Origin of the sequence: Streptomyces sp. NPDC127084 (assembly GCF_042724175.1) — a bacterium.
Taxonomy (GTDB): Bacteria; Actinomycetota; Actinomycetes; order Streptomycetales; family Streptomycetaceae; genus Streptomyces.
The window spans coordinates 17,959-38,754 of the sequence record NZ_JBHXFA010000002.1; the positions used below are offsets into that span (position 1 = coordinate 17,959).

General features: G+C 70.0%; 13 protein-coding genes. 4 read left to right on the forward strand and 9 right to left on the reverse strand.

What is annotated here, in order from left to right; all coding sequences use genetic code 11:
* Nucleotides 1–126: 126 nt before the first annotated feature.
* From ACFWI9_RS00970 to aepY, 3 genes are read left to right on the forward strand one after another with little or no spacing between them, the layout of a single operon-like run.
* On the forward strand, nucleotides 127–1,230 hold the full coding sequence (locus tag ACFWI9_RS00970) for a glucose-1-phosphate thymidylyltransferase (protein WP_387158023.1): 1,104 nt from the start codon (nucleotides 127–129) through the stop codon (nucleotides 1,228–1,230).
* Complete coding sequence (gene aepX / locus ACFWI9_RS00975) at nucleotides 1,227–2,105, forward strand: phosphoenolpyruvate mutase (protein WP_387158025.1); 879 nt, start codon at nucleotides 1,227–1,229, stop codon at nucleotides 2,103–2,105. Before ACFWI9_RS00970 ends, aepX begins: the two co-directional genes overlap by 4 nt.
* Nucleotides 2,102–3,277, forward strand: coding sequence for a phosphonopyruvate decarboxylase (gene aepY, locus ACFWI9_RS00980; protein WP_387158027.1), 1,176 nt, complete (start codon nucleotides 2,102–2,104; stop codon nucleotides 3,275–3,277). Before aepX ends, aepY begins: the two co-directional genes overlap by 4 nt.
* A gap of 117 nt (nucleotides 3,278–3,394) precedes the next feature.
* On the opposite strand, the gene argJ is transcribed toward aepY, so the two are convergent.
* The 7 genes from argJ to ACFWI9_RS01015 form a co-directional block, all read right to left on the reverse strand.
* Complete coding sequence (argJ, locus tag ACFWI9_RS00985; RefSeq protein WP_387158029.1) at nucleotides 3,395–4,615, reverse strand: bifunctional glutamate N-acetyltransferase/amino-acid acetyltransferase ArgJ; 1,221 nt, start codon at nucleotides 4,613–4,615, stop codon at nucleotides 3,395–3,397.
* A 202-nt stretch (nucleotides 4,616–4,817) separates the two neighbouring features.
* The gene (gene glgB, locus ACFWI9_RS00990) at nucleotides 4,818–7,148 is read right to left on the reverse strand and encodes a 1,4-alpha-glucan branching enzyme (protein WP_387158031.1); all 2,331 of its coding nucleotides are present in this window, start codon (nucleotides 7,146–7,148) and stop codon (nucleotides 4,818–4,820) included.
* 47 nt (nucleotides 7,149–7,195) lie between these two features.
* A complete protein-coding gene (locus tag ACFWI9_RS00995; protein ID WP_387158032.1) occupies nucleotides 7,196–8,575 on the reverse strand; it encodes a maltokinase in 1,380 nt (459 codons plus the stop codon).
* A gap of 245 nt (nucleotides 8,576–8,820) precedes the next feature.
* Complete coding sequence (gene treS, locus ACFWI9_RS01000) at nucleotides 8,821–10,656, reverse strand: maltose alpha-D-glucosyltransferase (protein ID WP_387158034.1); 1,836 nt, start codon at nucleotides 10,654–10,656, stop codon at nucleotides 8,821–8,823.
* Nucleotides 10,653–12,647 (reverse strand): alpha-1,4-glucan--maltose-1-phosphate maltosyltransferase, encoded by a 1,995-nt coding sequence (locus tag ACFWI9_RS01005; protein ID WP_387158137.1) that lies wholly within the window; start codon nucleotides 12,645–12,647, stop codon nucleotides 10,653–10,655. Before ACFWI9_RS01005 ends, treS begins: the two co-directional genes overlap by 4 nt.
* Before the next feature lie 398 nt (nucleotides 12,648–13,045).
* Nucleotides 13,046–15,064, reverse strand: coding sequence for a M4 family metallopeptidase (locus ACFWI9_RS01010; RefSeq protein WP_387158138.1), 2,019 nt, complete (start codon nucleotides 15,062–15,064; stop codon nucleotides 13,046–13,048).
* 492 nt (nucleotides 15,065–15,556) lie between these two features.
* Nucleotides 15,557–16,285, reverse strand: coding sequence for a hypothetical protein (locus ACFWI9_RS01015; protein ID WP_387158035.1), 729 nt, complete (start codon nucleotides 16,283–16,285; stop codon nucleotides 15,557–15,559).
* A 460-nt stretch (nucleotides 16,286–16,745) separates the two neighbouring features.
* Between ACFWI9_RS01015 and ACFWI9_RS01020 the strand changes: the two genes are divergently transcribed.
* Nucleotides 16,746–16,946 carry a DUF397 domain-containing protein gene (locus ACFWI9_RS01020; protein WP_387158037.1) on the forward strand — a complete coding sequence of 67 codons (201 nt, stop codon included), beginning with the start codon at nucleotides 16,746–16,748 and terminating at the stop codon, nucleotides 16,944–16,946.
* A 51-nt stretch (nucleotides 16,947–16,997) separates the two neighbouring features.
* Here the strand turns inward: ACFWI9_RS01020 and ACFWI9_RS01025 are convergent, their stop codons facing one another.
* On the reverse strand, nucleotides 16,998–18,902 hold the full coding sequence (locus tag ACFWI9_RS01025) for an ABC transporter ATP-binding protein (protein WP_387158038.1): 1,905 nt from the start codon (nucleotides 18,900–18,902) through the stop codon (nucleotides 16,998–17,000).
* Entirely contained in the window at nucleotides 18,899–20,761 is a 1,863-nt protein-coding gene (locus tag ACFWI9_RS01030) for an ABC transporter ATP-binding protein (RefSeq protein ID WP_387158040.1), read from the reverse strand. The genes ACFWI9_RS01025 and ACFWI9_RS01030 overlap by 4 nt, the downstream gene beginning before the upstream one ends.
* Nucleotides 20,762–20,796 lie beyond the last annotated feature (35 nt).

The window sequence follows — 20,796 nt, forward strand, 5'->3', positions numbered from 1 at the left end:
CCCGTGTGGATGCGAACGACCGATTTGACAACCCTATGCGGCGTTGATTCCCTGGGGTCAAGGTCTCACCAGGTACTTCTGCGGTCCCGACCCACGGTGCCACGGGTTCGTACGGGAAGAGGCGAGATGAAGGCCTTGCTTTTGTGCGGGGGAAGGGCGACGCGGTTGCGTCCCCTCAGTTTTTCCATGCCCAAACAACTCGTTCCCGTGGCGAACAAGCCCGTCATCTCCCACGGTTTGGAGACGGTCAGGGGATTCGGCGTCACGGAAGTCGGCATCGTCGTCGGCACTTGGGCGGACGCCATTGCCGAGGAGGTGGGCGACGGATCGGATTACGGTCTGCGCGTCACCTACCTGAAGCAGAACGAACCGTTGGGCTTGGCGCACGGCGTGGTGGTGGCCAGGGATTTCCTGGGCGACGACGACTTCGTCATGTATCTCGGCGACAACGTCATCATGGGAGACCTCAGCGAGGCCGCCGCGGACTTCGAGCGCAACCACCCCGACGCCCAACTCGTCGTCACCCACGTGCCCAATCCTTCGGCGCACGGGCTGGCGGAGGTCACCCCGGACGGGCAGGTACTGTGCCTTCCGGAAAAGCCCGCGGTGCCCACAACGGACCTGGCCGTGATGGGCGTCTTCTTCTTCACGTCCGCCATCCACAAAGCCGTACGCTCCATCCAGCCGAGTGAGCGCGGCGAACTGGAGATCACCCACGCGATCGAATGGCTCATCGACGGCGGCAGCTGCGTGCGGGCGACGACCTTCTCCGGGTACTGGAAGGACACCGGGACCGTCGAAGGGCTGCTGGACTGCAACACGGTGATGCTCGACACCCTGGAGCGCCGGATCCTGGGCTCGGTCGACTCCCTGAGTGAAGCGACGGGACGGGTGGTCGTGGAACGGGGCGCCCGGATCAGGAGCTCGCAGATCGTGGGCCCTGCGGTGGTCGGGGCGTCGAGCCTCGTGGAGGACTCCCGGATCGGGCCGTACACCAGCCTGGGCGCGAGCTGTGTGGTGACCGGCACCGGCATCGAGCGGTCGATTGTCTGCGACGGCGGCCGCCTCAAGGGGATCGGGCCGCTCCACGACTCGCTGATCGGCCCCTTCGCAGAGGTCCGCGGGGTGGACCCTCAGGGGGCCGGCCACCGGTTGATCGTGGGCGAGTGGACGACGGTGGACATCGCCGGCGGGCCGATCCGGACGGCGGATCGCGGCTCGTGGTCATGACCGGCGAACTCGCGAGCCCCGGAACCCGGCTGCGCCGCCTGCTGGCCGAGCCGCAGCCGACCCCGCTCGTGGGAGCCCATGACGGGCTGAGCGCACGCATCGCGGCGGAGGCCGGCTTCCCCGCCCTGTGGGCGTCGGGCTTGTGTATGTCCACCGCGCTGGGCGTCCGCGACAGCGACGAGGCGTCCTGGAGCGACCTGCTCGGTCTGGTGACCCGCGTCGTGGAAGCGACAGAGCTCCCCGTCCTGGTGGATGGCGACACCGGTTACGGCAACTTCAACACCGCGCGCACCTTCACCGCCCGAGCGGAACGGATCGGAGCGGCGGGCGTCTGCCTTGAGGACAAGGTGTTCCCGAAGATGAACTCCTTCTTCGGGGACAGCCACGCGCTCGCCCCTGTCGACGAGTTCAGCGGAAAGATCAGAGCCTGCCGGGACATCCTGCGCGACCCGGAATTCGTCATCGTAGCCCGCACGGAAGCACTCGTGGCGGATGCGGGGATGGAGGAAGCCCTCAGGCGAGCCGAGGCATACCGCAAAGCGGGTGCCGATGCCGTCTTCATCCATTCGCGCAGCGAATCCGTCGACGAGATCGCGCAGTTCGTGGAGATGTGGCGCGATCAGCTCCCGCTCGTCATCGCACCCACCACCTACTACCGCACGCCGCCCGAGGTGTTCGCGACCCTCGGCATCAGCGGTGTGATCTGGGCCAACCAGAGCCTGCGGTCCGCCGTCGCGGCGATGCGCCGAGCCTGCCGCCTGCTGCGGACGGAGGGGCCCGTCCCCTTGGAGGAGGAGATCGCGCCCCTCGATGTCGTCTTCCGGCTCATGGACTACCAGGGGCTCGCCGCGGACCAGGAGCGGTACAGCGCGTGATCGCGGCCGGTCTGCTCCTGGACGAACTGGCCACCCGGAGCGTGGCCGAAGTGACGGGCGTGCCCTGTTCCTTTCTGACACCGCTGATCAACAAGGTGGCGTCGGATCCCTCGGTGCGCTACCTGCCCGCCACCCACGAGGGCGAGGCCGTGGCGATAGCCACCGGAGCGTGGCTGGCCGGGGCGACGACGTGTGTCATCGCCCAGAACTCCGGACTGGGCAACATGGTCAATCCGCTGACCTCGCTCAACCACCCCTGTCGGATCCCGGTGCCGCTGATCGTCACCTGGCGCGGTGAGCCGGGCCGGCCGGACGAACCGCAGCACGAGTTGCTCGGCGCGGTCACCGCCGACCTGTTGACGATGGTCGGGGTCAGCCACTCGCTACTCCCCCCCGACCCCGAGGGTCTCGGTCCCGTGCTCGACCAGGGCTGGGACGCGATGCGCGGGCGGGAACTTCCGCACGCGTTCGTCGTGCGGAAGGGGACGATCGCGCCGGAGGAACTGAGCGAACCGCGGCCGCGGCCGTCACCGCATTCAAGGGTGGTCCGCCTCGGGGATCCGGGCCGCGGTCAGGCCCCCTGCCGGATCGAGGCACTGGAATCCCTGCTCGGCGCCATCGACGACCAGACCGCTGTCATCTCGACCACCGGGAAGTGCAGCCGGGAACTGTTCACCCTCGCCGACCGGCCACAGCACTTCTACCTGGTCGGGGCGATGGGCTCGGCCTCGGCCGTGGGGTTGGGCGTCGCCCGCCACTCGGCCCGCCGGGTCGTCGTCGTCGACGGCGACGGCGCCGCACTGATGCGCCTGGGCACGCTGGCGGCCGTGGGCGCGCAGCCGCCGTTGGCGCTGACGCACGTGCTCCTGGACAACCAGGTCCACGATTCCACCGGTGGCCAGCGCAGCCTCGCCGCAGGCACCGACTTCCCCGCGGTGGCGGCTGCCTGCGGCTACCCACGCGTCTTCGACTGCGCCGACCTGGCAGGTCTGCGTGACGCGCTGCGGGAGGCGGCGAACGAGCCTGGGCCCTGCTTCGTCTACGCGCGCATCCAGCCCGGATCGCTGGAGCCACTGGGACGACCGACCCTCCACCCTTCCGAAGTGGCCCGCAGGTTCCGGTCGTTCGTCACCCGGAGCGACCGAGCGGAGGCGACGCCCCGTCCAGGATGAGACCGGGAAGAGCGGGACGGCGGACGGGGCAGGAAGGCCCCGGCAGGCCCTCCGGGCAGCTGTCACGGCTGGTGCGCTCGTACCCCCCGGACTCCGCGGCGCCGCGACAATCGGGAGTCAGGGATGTCCCGGGCGGGTTCCGGTGCCCCAGGCGTCGGCGTTCCAGTAGGTGTGCCGGGAGCTGATGTCGAGGAAGCCCGGTCCGAGGTCGCAGCCGAAGGCCGTGTAGCGGGCTTCGCCGATGCCGAGGCCCACGGTGATGTGGACCTCGTCTCCGCGCAGGTGCTCGGCGGCGGCTTCCTCCACGTGCTGGGCCGGGTCCCCGGGCGGGGCGGGGTGGACGGGCGTTCCGCCGATGCTGATGGTGACGCGGCCTGGATCGATGTCGGTGTCGTCGTGGCACTTGCCCACCGCTACGGCGATGCGCAGCCAGTTGGGGTCGGCGCCGGCTACACCGGTCTTGACCAGCGGGGAATTGACCACGGTCTTGGCCACGCGTTTGGCCTGCGCGCTGTCCCGGGCCCCTGTCACGGTGACCTCGATGAGCGTGGAGGCGCCCTCCCCGTCCTTGGCGATCATCTTCGCCAGGGGGAGGGCGACGGAGTGCAGCGCGCGTTCGAAGTCCCCGAGGGCGACGGGCCCGGCCAGTCCGTTCGCGAAGACCGCCGCCATGTCGGCGATGGAGGTGTCGGTGTCCACGGACACGGCGTTGAAGGTCGCGTCCACCACCCTTCTGAAGATCGCGTCGAGAGCGGGGCGGGGGATGTCGGCGTCGGTGAGGAAGAAGGCCAGGAGCGTGGCCATGTCCGGCTCGATCATCCCGACGCCCTTGGCGATGCCGAGGACGGTGGCGGGACCGCAGGCCGCCGTGGCTGTCTTGGGCCGGGTGTCGGTGGTCATGATGGCCCGAGCCGCACGCTCCGGCCAGCCACCGTCATCCGCGGGCGGCCATTCGAGCGACGACAGATGGGCCAGGATCTCGCCCATGGGGTACGGCCTGCCGATGACGCCGGTGGACGCGATCAGCAACTCCGTCTCGGGCACCGCGCAGGCCCGTGCCGCGGACGCGCGCAGTTCCCGGGCGTCCCGCAGCCCCTGGGGCCCGTTGGCCACATTGCCGTTGCGGGCGGTGACGACGACTCCACGCGCCGCCGCCACCCGGGTCTCGTCCCTGGACACCACGATGCTGGGTCCCGCGAAGAGCGAGCGCGTGAAGACCGCGCCGCACACCGTCGGATGGAGGGACAGCAGGACGGCGAAGTCGTCACCCCCACCCTCGCCGAGACCGACCGGCGCGGTATGGGCGAGGAATCCACGAGGCACCGCCGCTCCCCTCATACCGGTCTCCTTTCCACCCGCCCCAGGGCAGCACCGCTGATCCCGCTGGTCCCGCGGCGCATCATCGGACCACGTCGTCGGTATGGGTGTCCCGGCCGGCGGGTGACACGCCTTCCCGTCGGCCGGAATCCCTCGTTCGGTGGACGCCCGGCGTTTGCGACCGCCGGGACAGGACCTGCGGCTGGACGGCGCTCCGCCGTGATCAGGCCGGCTTCAGCCACACCGTCGCCAGCGGCGGCAGCGTCAGCTGGATGCTGGTGCGCCGTCCGTGCGCGCCCACCTGCTCGGGCTTCAGCGGCTCCGAGTTGAGCACGTCACCACCGCCGAAGCGGGCGGCGTCCGTGTTCAGCACCTCCGCCCAGGCGGAGACTGCGGGCGGCACGCCGAGCCGGTAGGCGTCCCGGACCACGGGCGAGAAGTTGGACACCGCGAGCAGTGGGCCGCCCTGCGCGTCGAAGCGCAGGAAGGAGAATACGTTGTCCTCGGCGGCGCCGCCGTCCACCCACGCGAAGCCGTCCGGCAGGGTGTCCCGCTGCCACAGTGCCGGGGTCGCCGTGTACACCGTGTTCAGCTCGCGCACCAGGTCCCGTACACCCCGGTGGTCGCCCGCGGAGTGGTAGGTCTCGTCCATCAGCCACCACTCGGGACCGTGCTCGTGCGACCACTCGGCGCCCTGGGCGAACTCCTGTCCCATGAAGAGCAGTTGCTTGCCCGGATGGGCCCACATGAAGCCGAGGTAGGCCCGGTGGTTGGCTCGCCGCTGCCACCAGTCGCCGGGCATCTTCGACACCAGCGCCTGCTTGCCGTGCACCACTTCGTCATGCGAGATCGGCAGGACGTAGTTCTCGCTGTACGCGTACACCATCGAGAAGGTCATCTCGTCGTGGTGGTACTTGCGGTGCACCGGCTCGTGCGCGACATAGCCGAGCGAGTCGTGCATCCAGCCCATGTTCCACTTCAGCCCGAAGCCGAGACCGCCGAAACCGGCCGGTCCGGCATGGTGCGTCGCCCGAGTCACCCCGTCCCAGGCCGTGGACTCCTCGGCGATGGTGACCACCCCCGGGCAGCGCCGGTAGACCGTCGCATTCATCTCCTGGAGGAAAGCCACCGCGTCCAGGTTCTCCCGCCCGCCGTGCTCGTTCGGGCTCCACTGGCCGTACTCCCGCGAGTAGTCCAGGTAGAGCATGGAGGCCACGGCGTCCACCCGCAGCCCGTCGATATGGAACTCCTCGCACCAGTACACGGCGTTGGCGACCAGGAAGTTGCGTACCTCCTTGCGGCCGTAGTCGAACTCCAGCGTGCCCCAGTCGGGGTGCGCGGCACGGGCCGGGTCGGTGTGCTCGTACAGCGGGCGCCCGTCGAACTCCGCCAGCGCCCAGTCGTCCCGGGGGAAGTGCGCCGGGACCCAGTCCATGATCACGCCGATGCCGGCCCGGTGCAGGGAGTCGACCAGGTACCGGAAGTCGTCCGGGGTGCCCATCCGGGCCGTGGGGGCGTAGAAGCCGGTGACCTGGTAGCCCCAGGAACCGCCGAAGGGGTGTTCGGCGACCGGCATGAACTCCACATGGGTGAAGCCCATGTCCCTTACATACGCCGGGAGCTGCTCCGCCAGTTGGCGGTAGCTCAGACCGGGACGCCAGGATAGAAGATGGACCTCGTAGACGGAGAACGGGGCCTCGTGCACAGGCCGTTCACCGCGCCGGGCCATCCACTCCCCGTCGCCCCACATATGCCGGGACGCTGTCACGACGGAGGCGTTGGCGGGCGGGACCTCGGTGCGGCGGGCCATGGGGTCGGCACGCACGGTGTGCGAGCCGTCGGGCCGGGTGATGTCGAACTTGTAGAGCGCGCCCTCGCCCACCTCCGGTACGAACAGCTCCCACACCCCGGACGAGCCGAGCGAGCGCAGCGGGAAGGCCGTGCCGTCCCAGTAGTTGAAGTCCCCTACGAGCCGCACGCCTTGGGCGTTCGGGGCCCACACCGTGAAGCGGGTGCCGGTCACTCCCTGGTGGACCATCGGATGGGCGCCGAGCGCCCCCCACAGCTCCTCGTGCCGCCCTTCGCCGATCAGATGCAGGTCCAGCTCGCCGAGCGCGGGGAGGAAACGGTACGGGTCGGCGAACTCGACCGCTGTGTCGTCGTCGTACCGGACCTGGAGCGAGTACTCGGGCACCTGCCGCATCGGCAGCACGCCCGAGTAGAAGCCGTCGCCCTCTTCGTGCAGTTCGGCCCGCAGGCCCTTGCCGACCACGGTGACCGACCGGGCGTACGGGCGCAGTACCCGGAACACCACTCCGATCCGGGTCAGATGGGCGCCGAGCAGCGCGTGCGGATCGTGGTGGGTGCCGCGCAGCAGCCGTTCGCGGTCGGCGCCGGACAGGGGCTTGGCGGGCCGCACACCGTGGCTGCCCGTCGCCGGCTGCCGGGTGGCGGGTGAATGGGCGGTGGGCGGCTGATCGGGCGGTGACGCGGCCGGTCGGGAGGACGCGGTACCGGCTGAGGCGGTGTGGTCGGCTGGCGTGCGGGGGGTCACGGGGACGGCCTCCTAGGTGCGTTGGGGGTGTGGGCAGTGGGCGGGCGTCATTGCCCCGGTCCGGCCAGCCGTTCGATCGCCGCCATGGGGACCGGTAGCCAGTCCGGCCGGTGGCGGGCCTCGTACACGACCTCGTACACCGCTTTGTCCGTCTCATAGGCCCGCAGTAGCTCGGGCTCCGCCCGGGGGTCGGTGCCGGACGCCTCCGCGTAGCCCTCGCAGTAGGCCGCGCGGCAGCGGGCCGCCCACGCCGGGTTCCAGGGGCGGTGCGAGCGGGCCGCGTAGTCGAAGGAGCGCAGTATCCCGGCGATGTCGCGGACCGGTGGCTGCATCCGGCGGCGCTCGGCCGGTGGGCGGGCAGGCTCGCCCTCGAAGTCGATCACCGACCAGAGCCCGTCGGGGGTGCGCAGGGCCTGGCCGAGGTGCAGATCGCCGTGGATGCGCTGGGCGTGTCCGCCGCGGCAGAGCTCGGCCTTGTTGATCGCGTCGAAGGCGTCGCGCAGCCCGCGCGCGTACGGGAGCAGTGCGGGCACCGCACGTACCGCGGCGTCCAGCCGTTCGTTCATCGCCGTCGCGAGGTGCCAGGTCTGGGCCCGGCTCAGGGTCATCACCGGCAGTGCCGCGGCCAGGGCGGTGTGCACCTCGGCGGTGGCCCGGCCGAGTGCCTGGGCCTCCTCGGTGAAGTCGCGGTCGGCGGCGAGCGCTTTCAGGGCGAGCTGCCAGCCGTCCTGCGAGCCGCGCAGGTAGGGCTGGAGCACCCCGAGCGTCGCGGGCTCGGGCGTCGCCGTCTCATACCAGGCGACGGGGGCGGGCACCCGCTCGCAGCCCGCGCGGGCGAGAGCGAGCGGCAGCTCCAGATCGGGGTTGATCCCCGGATACACCCGGCGGAAGATCTTGAGGATGTACGAATCCCCGTAGACGAGCGACGAGTTGGACTGCTCGGCGTCCAGGATCCGGGCGGGCAGGCCGCCGACCACCGGGACCGCCTGGTCGAAGCGGAGCGTGCCGAACCGGCCGGGGGTGCGCAGCCGCTCCAGCAGCAGCGCGGCGAGCCGGGGGTCGTGCAGCCCCTCGTAGACGGTACGGCCGGCCAGCGGGCCTTCGTCCACCCGGCCGATCAGCGCGGACGCGAGACGGGGCGGCAGGGTCGTACGCACCCCGAGCAGCAGCTGGTAGCAGTCGGCGCTCTCGCGGCCCGCCGCCTTGCCGCCCGCGGGCCCGGGGTGCTGGACGCGGACCAGCAGATGCAGCAGTCCGGGACTCGTGGAGTCGACCGGCAGCAGCTCGGCGGCCGACACCAGGGAGAAGCCGGTGACGGGCCGTCCCTTGCCCGCGAACCAGCGCTGCCGGGGCAGCCACTGATGGAGCAGGGGGGTGAGTGAGGGAAGCAGAGCCACGGGGGTCCGGGTGGATGCAGCCTCCGACATGGCATCGCGTCCTTTCCCCGGGCACACCACAGGATGCGAAGAGTGTCCCGGATTGCGGTAAATATAGGCTGTCCGGGCTGTGCGTGGGGGTCCCCCCGCCGAAGGGAGGGGGGAATGTCGAGCGAGGATGGTCCGTACGGACTCGGTGCGCCCGCACGGACGCGGGTACGGCGCGGGTATGAGGGGGAGCGTGCCCCGTGCGGGGCGGTACAACCGCCCCGCACCCGAGATGGCATGTGCCTCGGTCACACCTGCTTCGGCATGGTCCCCTTGACAACTGCCTCCGGGGCATCGCCCCGGTGCTCAGGCTCCCCGGCGTGCGGCCCGGCGGGCGCCGTCGCCGCCAGGTCCTTCGGCGGCTCCTTCGCGGGCTCCTTGCGCAGCCGGAACCAGTAGAAGCCGTGCCCGGCCAGGGTCAGCAGATACGGCCACTCGCCGATCGCGGGGAATCGCACCCCGCCGATCAGCTCCACCGGATGGCGGCCGTTGTAGCGCCGCAGATCGAGCTCGGTGGGCTGGGCGAACCGCGAGAAGTTGTTGACGCACAGCACCAGGTCGTCACCACCCCCGTCGGTGGCCGGCATCTCCCGCAGGAAGGCCAGTACGGCGGGGTTGGACGAGGGCAGCTCGGTGTAGGAACCGAGCCCGAAGGCCGGGTTCTGCTTGCGGATCTCGATCATCCGCCGGGTCCAGTGCAGCAGCGACGACGGCGAGGCCATCGACGCCTCGACATTGGTCACCTGGTAGCCGTAGACCGGGTCCATGATGGTCGGCAGATACAGTCGGCCGGGATCGCAGGAGGAGAATCCGGCGTTGCGGTCCGGCGTCCACTGCATCGGGGTGCGCACCGCGTCCCGGTCGCCGAGCCAGATGTTGTCGCCCATCCCGATCTCGTCGCCGTAATACAGGATCGGTGAACCGGGCAGTGACAGCAGCAGGGCGGTGAACAGCTCGATCTGGTTGCGGTCGTTGTCCAGCAGCGGGGCGAGTCGGCGCCTGATACCGATGTTGGCGCGCATCCGCGGGTCCTTGGCGTACTCCGCGTACATGTAGTCGCGCTCTTCGTCGGTGACCATTTCGAGGGTGAGCTCGTCATGGTTGCGTAGGAAGATGCCCCACTGGCAGTTGTCCGGGATCTCGGGGGTCTTGGCCAGGATCTCGGAGACCGGATAGCGCGACTCCCGCCGCACCGCCATGAAGATCCGCGGCATCACGGGGAAATGGAACGCCATATGGCATTCGTCGCCGCCCGCCGAGTAGTCCCCGAAGTAGTCGACCACGTCCTCGGGCCACTGGTTCGCCTCCGCCAGCAGCACCGTGTCCGGGTAGTGGGCGTCGATCTCCTTGCGTACCCGCTTCAGGAACTCGTGCGTGGCCGGGAGGTTCTCGCAGTTGGTGCCCTCCTCCTGGTACAGGTACGGCACTGCGTCGAGGCGGAAGCCGTCGATGCCGAGGTCGAGCCAGAAGCGCAGGGCCGCCATGATCTCGTCCTGGACGGCCGGGTTCTCGTAGTTGAGGTCCGGCTGGTGGGAGAAGAAGCGGTGCCAGTAGTACTGCTTGCGGACCGGGTCGAAGGTCCAGTTGGAGGTCTCGGTGTCGATGAAGATGATCCGGGCGTCCTGGTACTGCTTGTCGTTGTCCGCCCAGACGTAGTAGTCCCCGTACGGCCCTTCCGGGTACTTGCGCGACTCCAGGAACCACGGGTGCTGGTCGCTGGTGTGGTTCATGACGAAGTCGATGATGACCCGCATCCCGCGCTGGTGCGCGGCGTCCACGAACTCCACGAAGTCGGCGAGGTCGCCGAAGTCGGGGAGCACGGACGTGTAGTCGGCGACGTCGTAACCGCCGTCGCGCAGGGGTGACTTGAAGAACGGCGGGAGCCACAGGCAGTCGACGCCCAGCCACTGGAGGTAGTCCAGCTTGCCGGTGATGCCCTTGAGGTCGCCGATGCCGTCGCCGTTGCTGTCGTGGAAGGACCGTACGAGCACCTCGTAGAACACGGCGCGTTTGAACCAGTCGGGGTCCCGGTCCTTCGCGGGGGTGTCCTCGAAGAGGTCGTGGACGGGCTCGTTGACGATCATGATGTGGGTGACCCTCCGGTCAGCGGGGACGGTCGCAGGACCACGATGTGCGCGGGCGTGACGCCCGGCTCAAGGCGCACATAGGCGGTCCTGCCCCAGTGATAGGTCTCGCCGGTGAGCTCGTCGCGCACCGGTACGGACTCGTGCCAGTCGAGGCCGAGTTCCGGCATGTCAAACGAGACCGTTGCCTCCTGGGTGTGGTGGGGGTCGAGATTGACGACCACCAGGACGGTGTTCGAACCGGAGCGCTTGCTGTAAGCGATCACGGCGTCGTTGTCGGCGTGATGGAAGCGCAGATTCCGCAGTTGCCGGAGCGCGGGGTGGCGGCGCCTGATCCGGTTGAGCTCGGTGATCAGGGGCGCGATACCGCGGCCTTCGCGCGCGGCCGACTCCCAGTCCCGCGGCCGTAGTTGGTACTTCTCCGAGTCCAGGTACTCCTCACTGCCCGGCGTCAGGGGGGTGTTCTCGCACAGCTCGTATCCCGCGTAGACGCCCCAGGTGGGGGAGAGGGTCGCGGCGAGCACCGCGCGCGCCTCGAAGGCGGGACGGCCACCCTCCTGGAGATAGGCGTGCAGGATGTCCGGGGTGTTCACGAAGAAGTTGGGGCGCATCCAGGCGGCGGTGTCGCCGGTGAGCTCCGTCAGGTAATCGGTGAGCTCGTGCTTGGTGTTGCGCCAGGTGAAGTACGTGTACGACTGCTGGAATCCCACCGCGGCCAGGGTGCGCATCATCGCCGGCCGGGTGAACGCCTCGGCCAGGAACAGCACGTCGGGGTCGGAGCGGTTGATCTGCCCGATCACCGACTCCCAGAAGACCACCGGCTTGGTGTGCGGGTTGTCGACCCGGAAGATCCGCACTCCGTGGGCCATCCAGTGCCGCAGCACCCGGACGGTCTCCCTGACCAGTCCCTCCATGTCGCGGTCGAAGGCGATCGGATAGATGTCCTGGTACTTCTTCGGCGGATTCTCGGCGTAGGCGATGGTGCCGTCCGGACGGTGGTGGAACCACTCGGGGTGCTTTTCCACCCACGGGTGGTCGGGGGAGCACTGGAGCGCGAAGTCCAGGGCGACCTCCAGGCGCAACTCCCGGGCGCAGCGTACGAAGGCGTCGAAGTCCTCGATCGTGCCGAGGTCCGGGTGCACCGCGTCATGGCCGCCTTCCGGGGAGCCGATCGCCCAGGGCACCCCCACATCGCCGGGGCCGGCCTCCAGGCTGTTGTTGGGTCCCTTGCGGAAGGTGGTGCCGATGGGGTGGATGGGTGGCAGATAGACCACGTCGAAACCCATTGCGGCAATGGCCGGAAGGCGCTGGGCCGCTGTCCGGAAAGTGCCGGACACCGGCTTTCCGTGCTCTCCATCCGCCGGCCGTGCGCCCTCGGAGCGCGGGAAGAACTCGTACCACGAACCGAACAGCGCGCGTTGCCGCTCCACCTGGAGCGGCAAGGGCCCGCCGGTGGTGACCAGTTCGCGCAGCGGATGGCGGGCGAGCACCTCGGCGACCTCGGCGGCGAGCGCGGCGGCGAGCCGCTCCCCGGGCGCGCGGCACTCGTCGCGCAGCGTGTCGGCGGCGGCGAGCACCGCCTCCCGCCCGTCCGTCTTCGGCACCCCGGCGGCGGCACGTTCATGCAGCTCGGCGCCCTCGGCGAGGACCAGCTCGACATCGATACCGGCCGGGATCTTGATGCTCGCGTGCCGCCGCCAGGTGGTCAGCGGATCGCTCCAGGCCTCGACGGAGTACGTCCAGCGGCCCTCGCTGCCGGGGGTGACATCGGCCCCCCAGCGGTCGCTGCCGGGCGCCAGCTCGCGCATCGGCGTCCAGGGGCCCGGCCGTCCGTGCGGGTCCACCAGGACCACGTTGGCGGCGACCGCGTCATGGCCTTCCCTGAAGACGGTGGCGGAGACCTGGAAGGTCTCTCCGGCCACGGCCTTGGCGGGCCTTCTGCCGAGGTCGACGAGGGGGCGTACGTCCAGGACGGGAATGCGGCCAATCAGCGGTTTCACGGCATCACCTGGGGGCTGGGCGGGCGTGGCTGGTCGAGGTAGGGGGTCCGCGCGCGGGCGGGGGGTGGGGGTCTGCGTGCGCGTGCCCTTTGTGCGGATGCTGTTCTTTGTAACCGCTCGGTCGCCGACTGACGGGCTGCGGGCATGGCCGCTCCTGTCCGCGTTCACTCGAATAGCTGTGTGGTCGCTTGTGATCGCCGTTTGGGGAAGCGCGCGCCGGTGCGTACCGGGGGAGCCTTCCCCAGCCTGTGGTTGCTTAACTACTAGGAGTCAGTGAAGGGGGCAAGAACGCCGACAGCACGACGCACCGCCCGGGGGCGGGTGCCCCCGGGCGGTGCGCCGGATGGGTGTCGCTCGGTTCGCCTGTCGCTGAGGTGCTGTCAGCCGGCCTACGGGAAGGTCAGCTTGAAGTTGTTGATGTACCCGGTGTCGTAGCGGGCGACATCCTGGACCTTCAGGCCCCAGGTGCCGTTCGCGACCTCGCTGGACGCGTTCACCGTGTAGGTGGCGACCACGTTGTCCGCCGAGTCGCTGCCGCTGGAGTTCTTCAGGCGGTAGGTCGAACCGTCCGGGGCCACCAGGTCGATGACCAGGTCGCCGCGCCAGGTGTGGACGATGTCGACATCGACCTTGAGGGCGGACGGCGCGTTGCCGGTGATGCCGGTGACGTTGACCGTGGACGTGGCGGTGCTCAGGTCCGCGATGTTCACGTTGGTGGAGTTCTCGAAGGTCTTGCCGGTGCCCGGGTCGCCGCCGCCGTAGCGGGCGCCGACGTTGATGCCGGCCCAGGCGTTGGTCACGGCCTGCGTCTCGGCGCTGGTGGCGCCGTACAGCTCGGTGGCGACGGCTATGGTGCCGGTGCGCGCGGCCGCGTAGTTGGTCGACGAGGTGAACTTGGTCGTGAGCGCCTTGAACCAGATCAGGGACGCCTTGTCACGGCCGATACCGGTGACCGGCAGCCCGTCGGAGGTCGGCGAGTCGTAGTTCACGCCGTTGATGGTCTTGGCGCCGCTGCCCTCGGAGAGCAGGTAGTACCAGTGGTTCGCCGGGCCCGACGAGTAGTGGACGTCGATGTTGCCGATGCCCGAGTACCAGGCGTCCTTGGACGCGCCGTCCTTGCTCGGCTTGTCCATGTAACGCAGCGGGGTGCCGTCCCCGTTGATGTCGATCTTCTCGCCGACGAGGTAGTCGCCCTTGTCCTGGGCGTTGTTGGCGTAGAACTCGACCGCGGCGGCGAAGATGTCGGACGTCGCCTCGTTGAGGCCGCCCGACTCGCCGCTGTAGACCAGCTTCGCGGTGTTGGCGGTGACGCCGTGCGTCATCTCGTGCGCGGCCACGTCGATCGACGTCAGCGGCTTGGCGTTGCCGGAGCCGTCGCCGTAGGTCATGCAGAAGCAGCTGTCGGACCAGAAGGCGTTGACGTAGTTGTTGCCGTAGTGGACCCGGGAGTACGCGCCGACGCCGTCGCCCTTGATGCCGCTGCGGCCCTGCACGTTCTTGTAGTAGTCCCAGGTGAGCGCCGCGCCGAAGTGGGCGTCCGCGCCCGCGGTCTCCATGTTCGACGCGGTGCCGTCGCCCCAGATGTCGTCGCTGCCGGAGAACAGCGTTCCGGTGCCGGACGTACCGCGGTTGAGGTTGTTGGTCTTGTGGTTGCCGCGTGTGGTGTCGGTCAGTGTGTACGACGGCGCGGTGCCCAGTGTGACCTGGCCGCTGTACTGCGTGTTGCCGGTGCCGGTGTTGACGGCCTGCCACTCGTAGAGCTTCTTGCCGGTGGCGGCGTCGGTGACCACGTGCAGCTCGTTCGGGGTGCCGTCGTGCTGGAGCCCGCCGACGACGGTCTCGTACGCGAGGACCGGCGTGCCCTGGCCCATCCAGACCACCTTGCGCGGGGCGCGGTCGGCGGTGGTGCTCTTCGAGCCCTCGGCGCGCGCGGCGGCGATCGCCTGCTTCTCGGCCGTGGCCGGGGCGACGTCGGCAGTGGTGGCGATGTTCTTGAGCGCCGACTGGGAGGCCCTGGAGACCGACGCGGTCGCCCCGGCCTTCGTCTCGGCGACCACGAGGTCGCCACCGAGCACCGGCAGCCCGGCGTAGGTGCGCTCGTACCGCGTGTGGGTGGTGCCGTCGCGGTCCTGGGTGACATCGCGGACGACCAGCTTCTCCTGGGCGGTGAGGCCCAGTTCCTTGGCGGTGGCCGCCGTGGTGGCGGTGGCCTTGCTGATCAGCTCGGCCCGCTGGGCAGGGGTGAGCTGGGCCGGCAGGGCGCCGGTGTTGCGGGCCAGGGAGGTCTGGCCGGCTGCTGCTGCCCGGTCGTCGGCGGCGGTGGCGGAACCGGTCTGGATGCCGACGGTGAGCATGGCGGCGGTGGCGAGCAGCGCGCCGGTGGCGGTGGCACGGCGGCGTCTGGGCATGGGTCTCACGCGAGACTCCTTCTGCGAGGGGGGTACCGGACGGCTGGGTAGGCCGTTCGGGCAGAGCAGCTGAGCACATGAGTTGTGAAGGCTGTGAAGCTGCGGTGCATGCAGAGCGTTCGGAGCTTGTCGTGCGTGGATCGGGGGAAGCGTGGCAGGTATCACTGGCTCCTGTCAGGGGCCTGTCAACAGATTGGCCGGAAACCGTCCGTTCCCCGAAACTTCATGTTCGTTAAGCGGACGTTTCGGTGGTGATCACCGCTAGGTCATCGCGGCAGGTCGACGCCCTCCTTTACGCCCGGCGGTGCCGTATACGGTGCCGGCCCGTCCGAATGGCGGGCAGAGGATACGGGCCACCCGGCAGTAGGTATGCATGAAGTGGCTGAATCGCTGCCGGGTGGCGGGTGGTGCGCCGGGGCAGCGGCGCCGGAGGCGGCGCCAGGGGCGGCCGTGGTTCGGCCGCCCGCCCGCCCGCGCCGCGGGCTCAGGGCCTCAGGTCCTGGGATCGACCCAGAGAGCCTGGGACACGGCGCACAGCTCCCCCTCGGCCGTGCTCACGGCGACGGCCATCGTGTGCTTGCGGCCCGACTCCGAGAGCAGCCAGGCGTACGAGATGTAGCGCTCCCCGGCCACCACCGGGCGCAGCAGAGTCCCGGTGAGCGAAGCAGTGACCGCGCCTGCCTGCTGTGTACCCAGCGACCGGCCCGCCGCAAAGCCCGGGCAGTCCAGGGCCCCCCACACCAACTCGGCGGGCAGCGTTCCGTCATCCGCCGCGAGAACCGGGGACGGCACCCATGCGGTCGCCACCAGCTCGCGTCCCGGCACCAGGGTGCAGTGCTGGCGAAGCCCACGCTCCGGTGTACGTTCCGGGCCGCATCCGAAGCAGTCCACCGACCCCGGCGGAGGGCCCGCGCGATACGCCTCGGCCGCCGCGATCGCCTCGTCCCAGGAGGGCGCTTCCGGTAGGGCGAGGGCGTGAAGCGAGACCGCGTCGACCGGGACCGCCGTCGTCAGTGGCTTCTCCGGGTCCCCCAACTCGGCGTCCCCGGCGTCCGTCACGGCGATCCGCACCTCGGACCCCACGGGTACCGGCCCCCGGAAGTCCACCCGCACCGCCTTCGCCCCGGAGCGCTGTGCGAGTACCCCGGCGACATAGCCGCCGAAGGCGACCCCCGGATAGCCGCTGTACAGCGGCGGAACCACGATCACGTCAGTCGTCATGACGCACACTCCACCACGCCGTGGTGCGGGCACCCGAACGGTTTTCCGTCTGTCGTGGATGGGCGAGGGCAATTCGGTGACAGGGCCTCAGTGCCATGAGGAAAATCCTTCTATTCCTTCATGTCTTCCGTTCGTTCTTCCGGCTCCTTTCGCCATTCCCCTCGCAGAGGTGAAGGCGTGGTCCTATGGCCGGCGGATGCAGCGCGCAACAACTGCGCGGTCCGCGTGAAGGAGTTGATCCATGGCCAACGGGGACTCGGGTCAAAGTGCCAGGTCATGCCAAGCGGCCCGGTTTCTTCGGCGCTGAGCCACCTATAGGGAGGCTGTGTATTCGGGTAATCCGCTGGATGATCCAGCCTTGGTGAAGCGGGTCCAGGAGACCTGCGATCCACTCAGGGCCGCGGCACTCCCCGGTTGCTTCCCTGACCCTGATCGAGTCGGCGGCGAAGGACCACAGACAATGCACCAGCACCATCTGACCGAGGCGTGCTGGCGCAAGAGTGGTTACAGCGACGACAACGGCGGCGACTGCCTCGAAATCCTCGAAGGCATTCCCGGCGTCATCCCTGTCCGCGACAGCAAGATGCCCGACGGCCCGGTGCTCGCCGTCCCAGCTGCCGCCTGGAGCGCGTTCGTCGCCGGTGCGGTCACCGGGGGCTGAGCATCGGGAGGGCGCCGCAGTGTCGGCGCGGCCCCCCGGCCGCTCAGCGGGTCACACCAGACTGTCCCGCCACGCCTGGTGCAGATCCGCGAAGCGGCCCGCCCCGCTGATCAGTTCGGCCGGGCTGCCGTCCTCCACGATCCGCCCGTGCTCCATCACCAGCACCCGGTCCGCGATCTCCACCGTCGACAACCGGTGGGCGATCACCACGGCCGTACGGCCGCGCAGCACGGTGTCCATGGCCCGCTGCACCGCGCGCTCACCGGGGATGTCCAGCGAGCTGGTCGCCTCGTCCAGGATCAGCACGGCGGGATCGGCGAGCAGCGCTCGGGCGAACGCCACCAGTTGGCGCTGGCCCGCCGAGATGCGGCCACCCCGTTTGCGGACGTCCGTGTCGTAGCCGTCGGGCAGCGCGCTGATGAAGTCATGCGCGCCGATCGCCTTGGCCGCCTGCTCGACCTCCGCACGGCTCGCGTCCGGGCGGCCGATCGCGATGTTGTCGGCGATCGTGCCGGTGAACAGGAACGCCTCCTGGGTCACCATCACCACCCCGCGCCGCAGTTCGGGGAGGGACAGTTCGCGCAGATCGACCCCGTCGAGCAGCACCCGTCCGTCGGTCGGGTCGTAGAACCGGGCGAGCAGCTTGGCCAGGGTGGACTTGCCCGCGCCGGTCGAGCCGACGACCGCCAGCGTCTGCCCGGCCGGGACGGTCAGGCCGAAGTGGGGGAGCACCTCGCCTCCGGTGCGGTACGCGAAGCGCACGTCCTCGAAGACGACCGCCCGACCAGGGGCGGCGTCGCCACCGGTGCGAGCCGGCAGCTCCCTCGGGTGCTCCGGCTCCGGGACGCTCGGGGTCTGGGCCAGCAGACCCGCGATCTTCGCCAGTGAGGCCGCCGCCGACTCGTACGAGTTCAGGAACATGCCCAGCCGGTCGATCGGGTCGTACAGCCGCCGCACGTACAGCACCGCGGCGGCGAGCACCCCCAGCGCCAGGGTGCCGACGCTCACCCGGTACGCGCCCCACAGCACCATGCCGGCGACGGCCGTGTTGGCGACCAGCCGGGAGCCGACCACATAGCGGGCCATCTCCAGGAGCGCCTCACCGTTGCTTCGGGCGTGCTGCTGGTTCAGCGCCTGGAAGCGGTCCTCGTTGGCGCGCTCCCTGCGGAACGCCCGTACCGGCCTGATGCCGTTCATCGTCTCGGCGAACTTCACGATGACGGCCGCGATCGCCGTGGAGCGGTCGGCGTACACCGCCGCCGCGCGCCGCTGGTAGAGCCGGACAAGCAGGTACAGCGGCACGAAGCTCGCCACGGCCACCGCGCCGATGCCGAAGTCCAGCCAGAGCAGCATGGCCGAGATGTAGACGAAGGAGAGGACGACGCCGATCAGCTCCTGGAGGCCCTCGCTGAGCAGTTCCCGCAGGGACTCGACATCGCTCGTGGAGCGTGAGATCAACCGGCCCGAGGTATAGCGCTCGTGGAAGTCCACGCTGAGGACCTGCGCGTGCCGGAAGATCCTGCCGCGCAGATCCAGCAGCACGTCCTGGCTGACGCGGGCCGCCGCGCGGATGAAGCCGTACTGGAACAACCCGGACGCGACCGCGCACACCGTGTACGCCACGGCGACGGCCACCAGTGGTCCGTGGTCGCCGCGCCCGATGGCCGGTACCGCGGTGTCGATCGCGTAGGCGACGAGCAGCGGTCCGGCCTGGGCGGCGGCCTGCTGGAGCAGCAACAGCAGGACAGCACCGGCCGTCGCGGTGCGGCAGGGCGCCAGCAGCGATCTCAGCAGGGCCCCGGTGGCGCCTTTCGGCGCGGGAAGGGCGTCATGGTCGAAGGGGTCGCGGTCGGGTGCTTGCGGGCGGTCCGAGGGGACCGGGTGAGTCCCGCCGGCGCGGTCTTCGACATCCTTGGCCTTACCGGCCCCCGGCGGTGTGGCGGTCGATGAGCTCATCGGACGTGCTCCTCGGCGTGGCTGCCCGACATCAGCCAGGCGTATTCGGCGTTGTCGCGCAGCAGTTCATGGTGGGTGCCCACGGCGGTGATCCGGCCGCCCGACAGCAGCGCCACCCGGTCGGCGAGCAGCACCGTCGAGGGCCGGTGCGCCACGACGAGCGCGGTCGTGTCGCGCAGCACGCGCCGGAGCGCGGCCTCCACCAGAGCCTCGGTGTGCACGTCCAGCGCTGACAGCGGGTCGTCGAGCACCAGGAACCGGGGCTCGCCCACGACCGCCCGGGCGAGCGCGAGCCGCTGGCGCTGGCCACCGGACAGGCTCAGCCCCTGCTCGCCCACCTCGGTGTGGACTCCCTGCGGCAGCGCGTCCACGAAGTCGGCCTGCGCCACCTCCAGGGCACGTCGCAACTGCTCGTCCCCGGCCTCGCCACCGGTGCCCATCAGCACGTTCTCGGCGACACTCGCCGAGAACAGTGTGGGTTCCTCGAAGGCCATGGACACCAGTCGGCGCAGCTCGTCGCGCGGCATGGCGGCGATATCCCGCCCGTCGAGCGTGATCCGCCCACCGGTCACCTCGTACAGCCGCGGCACCAGCGCCGTCAGGGTGGTCTTCCCCGATCCGGTGGCGCCGACCAGGGCCATCGTCTCCCCGGGACGTACCTGGAGGTCGATCCGCTCCAACGCGGGTGGCGAGGCGGGATCGGCGTCCGGGTAGCGGAACTCGACCGCGTCGAAGACCAGGCCACCGGCAGGCCGCGCAGTGGTCGCCCCAGCCTGCGCCCCCCGCTCCCCGGCCCGCGTCCCGGGCACCTCCGGCTCCTCGATTGCCTCTGCCTCCGGTTTCGCCCGGACCTCGGGCTCCTCGTGCTCCTCCTGCGCGTCCAGCACCTCGAAGAAGCGGTCCGTCGCCGTCGCCGCCTCCTGGCTCATGGCCAGCAGGAAGCCGATCGACTCGATCGGCCACCGCAGCGCGAGGGCTATCGACAGGAAGGCAACGAGCGTGCCCGCGGAGAGGGCGCCGTCGGAGACCTGGAAGGTGCCGAGCACCAGGGCCGCGCCGATGGCCAGTTCGGGCGCCGCCATGATGACGGCCCAGATGCCTGCCAGCAGCCGGGCCTTGAGCAGCTCGGTGCCCCGCAGCCGTTCGGCCAGGGCCCGGAAGGCGGCGGCCTGGGTGCGGTGCCGTCCGAAGCCCTTGATGACGCGGATGCCGAGCACACTCTCCTCGACCACCGTCGTCAGATCGCCCACCTGGTCCTGAGCTGTGCGCGCCGCACTCGAGAACCGCTTCTCGAACAGGGACAGAAGCACCATCAGCGGGGCCGCGGGCACCAGCAGGATCAGGCCGAGCGCCCAGTCCTGCGCCAGCAGGATCACGGCACCGGCCAGGATCGTCACGCCGTTGACCAGCAGGAAGGTCAGCGGGAAGGCCAGGAACATGCGCACCAGCATCAGGTCCGTCGTCCCGCGCGACAGCAGCTGGCCCGAGGGCCAGCGGTCATGGAAGGCCACCGGAAGCCGTTGCAGATGCCGGAACAGATCGGCTCGCATCTCCGCTTCCACACCGGCCAGCGGCCGCGCGACCATCCAGCGCCGGAAGCCGAAGAGCACCGCTTCGGCGATGCCCAGCAGCAGTACGTACAGCGCCCCGAGCCACACCCCGCTTGTGTCCCGGTCGGCGACCGGCCCGTCCACCAGCCACTTGAGGACGAGCGGGATCACCAGGCTCAGACAGGACGCGATGATCGCGATCACCGCGGCGGTGAACAGCCGGGCCCGTACCGGCCGCACGTAGGGCCACAGCCGCAGCAGGGAACGTACGACGGACCGGTCATCGGAGGTGGTGTGTGTGGTGGGCATCAGGTGCGAGCCTACGGTTCACCACTGACACTGCC

Bases quoted from the DNA above. Each gene is read 5' to 3' on its own strand.
- argJ (WP_387158029.1), bottom strand. From the start codon at position 4,615: ATGAGGGGAGCGGCGGTGCCTCGTGGATTCCTCGCCCATACCGCGCCG.
- ACFWI9_RS01025 (WP_387158038.1), bottom strand. From the start codon at position 18,902: ATGAGCTCATCGACCGCCACACCGCCGGGGGCCGGTAAGGCCAAGGAT.
- aepX (WP_387158025.1), top strand. From the start codon at position 1,227: ATGACCGGCGAACTCGCGAGCCCCGGAACCCGGCTGCGCCGCCTGCTG.
- ACFWI9_RS01020 (WP_387158037.1), top strand. From the start codon at position 16,746: ATGCACCAGCACCATCTGACCGAGGCGTGCTGGCGCAAGAGTGGTTAC.
- ACFWI9_RS00970 (WP_387158023.1), top strand. From the start codon at position 127: ATGAAGGCCTTGCTTTTGTGCGGGGGAAGGGCGACGCGGTTGCGTCCC.
- ACFWI9_RS00995 (WP_387158032.1), bottom strand. From the start codon at position 8,575: ATGTCGGAGGCTGCATCCACCCGGACCCCCGTGGCTCTGCTTCCCTCA.
- ACFWI9_RS01015 (WP_387158035.1), bottom strand. From the start codon at position 16,285: ATGACGACTGACGTGATCGTGGTTCCGCCGCTGTACAGCGGCTATCCG.
- ACFWI9_RS01010 (WP_387158138.1), bottom strand. From the start codon at position 15,064: ATGCCCAGACGCCGCCGTGCCACCGCCACCGGCGCGCTGCTCGCCACC.
- treS (WP_387158034.1), bottom strand. From the start codon at position 10,656: ATGATCGTCAACGAGCCCGTCCACGACCTCTTCGAGGACACCCCCGCG.
- ACFWI9_RS01030 (WP_387158040.1), bottom strand. From the start codon at position 20,761: ATGCCCACCACACACACCACCTCCGATGACCGGTCCGTCGTACGTTCC.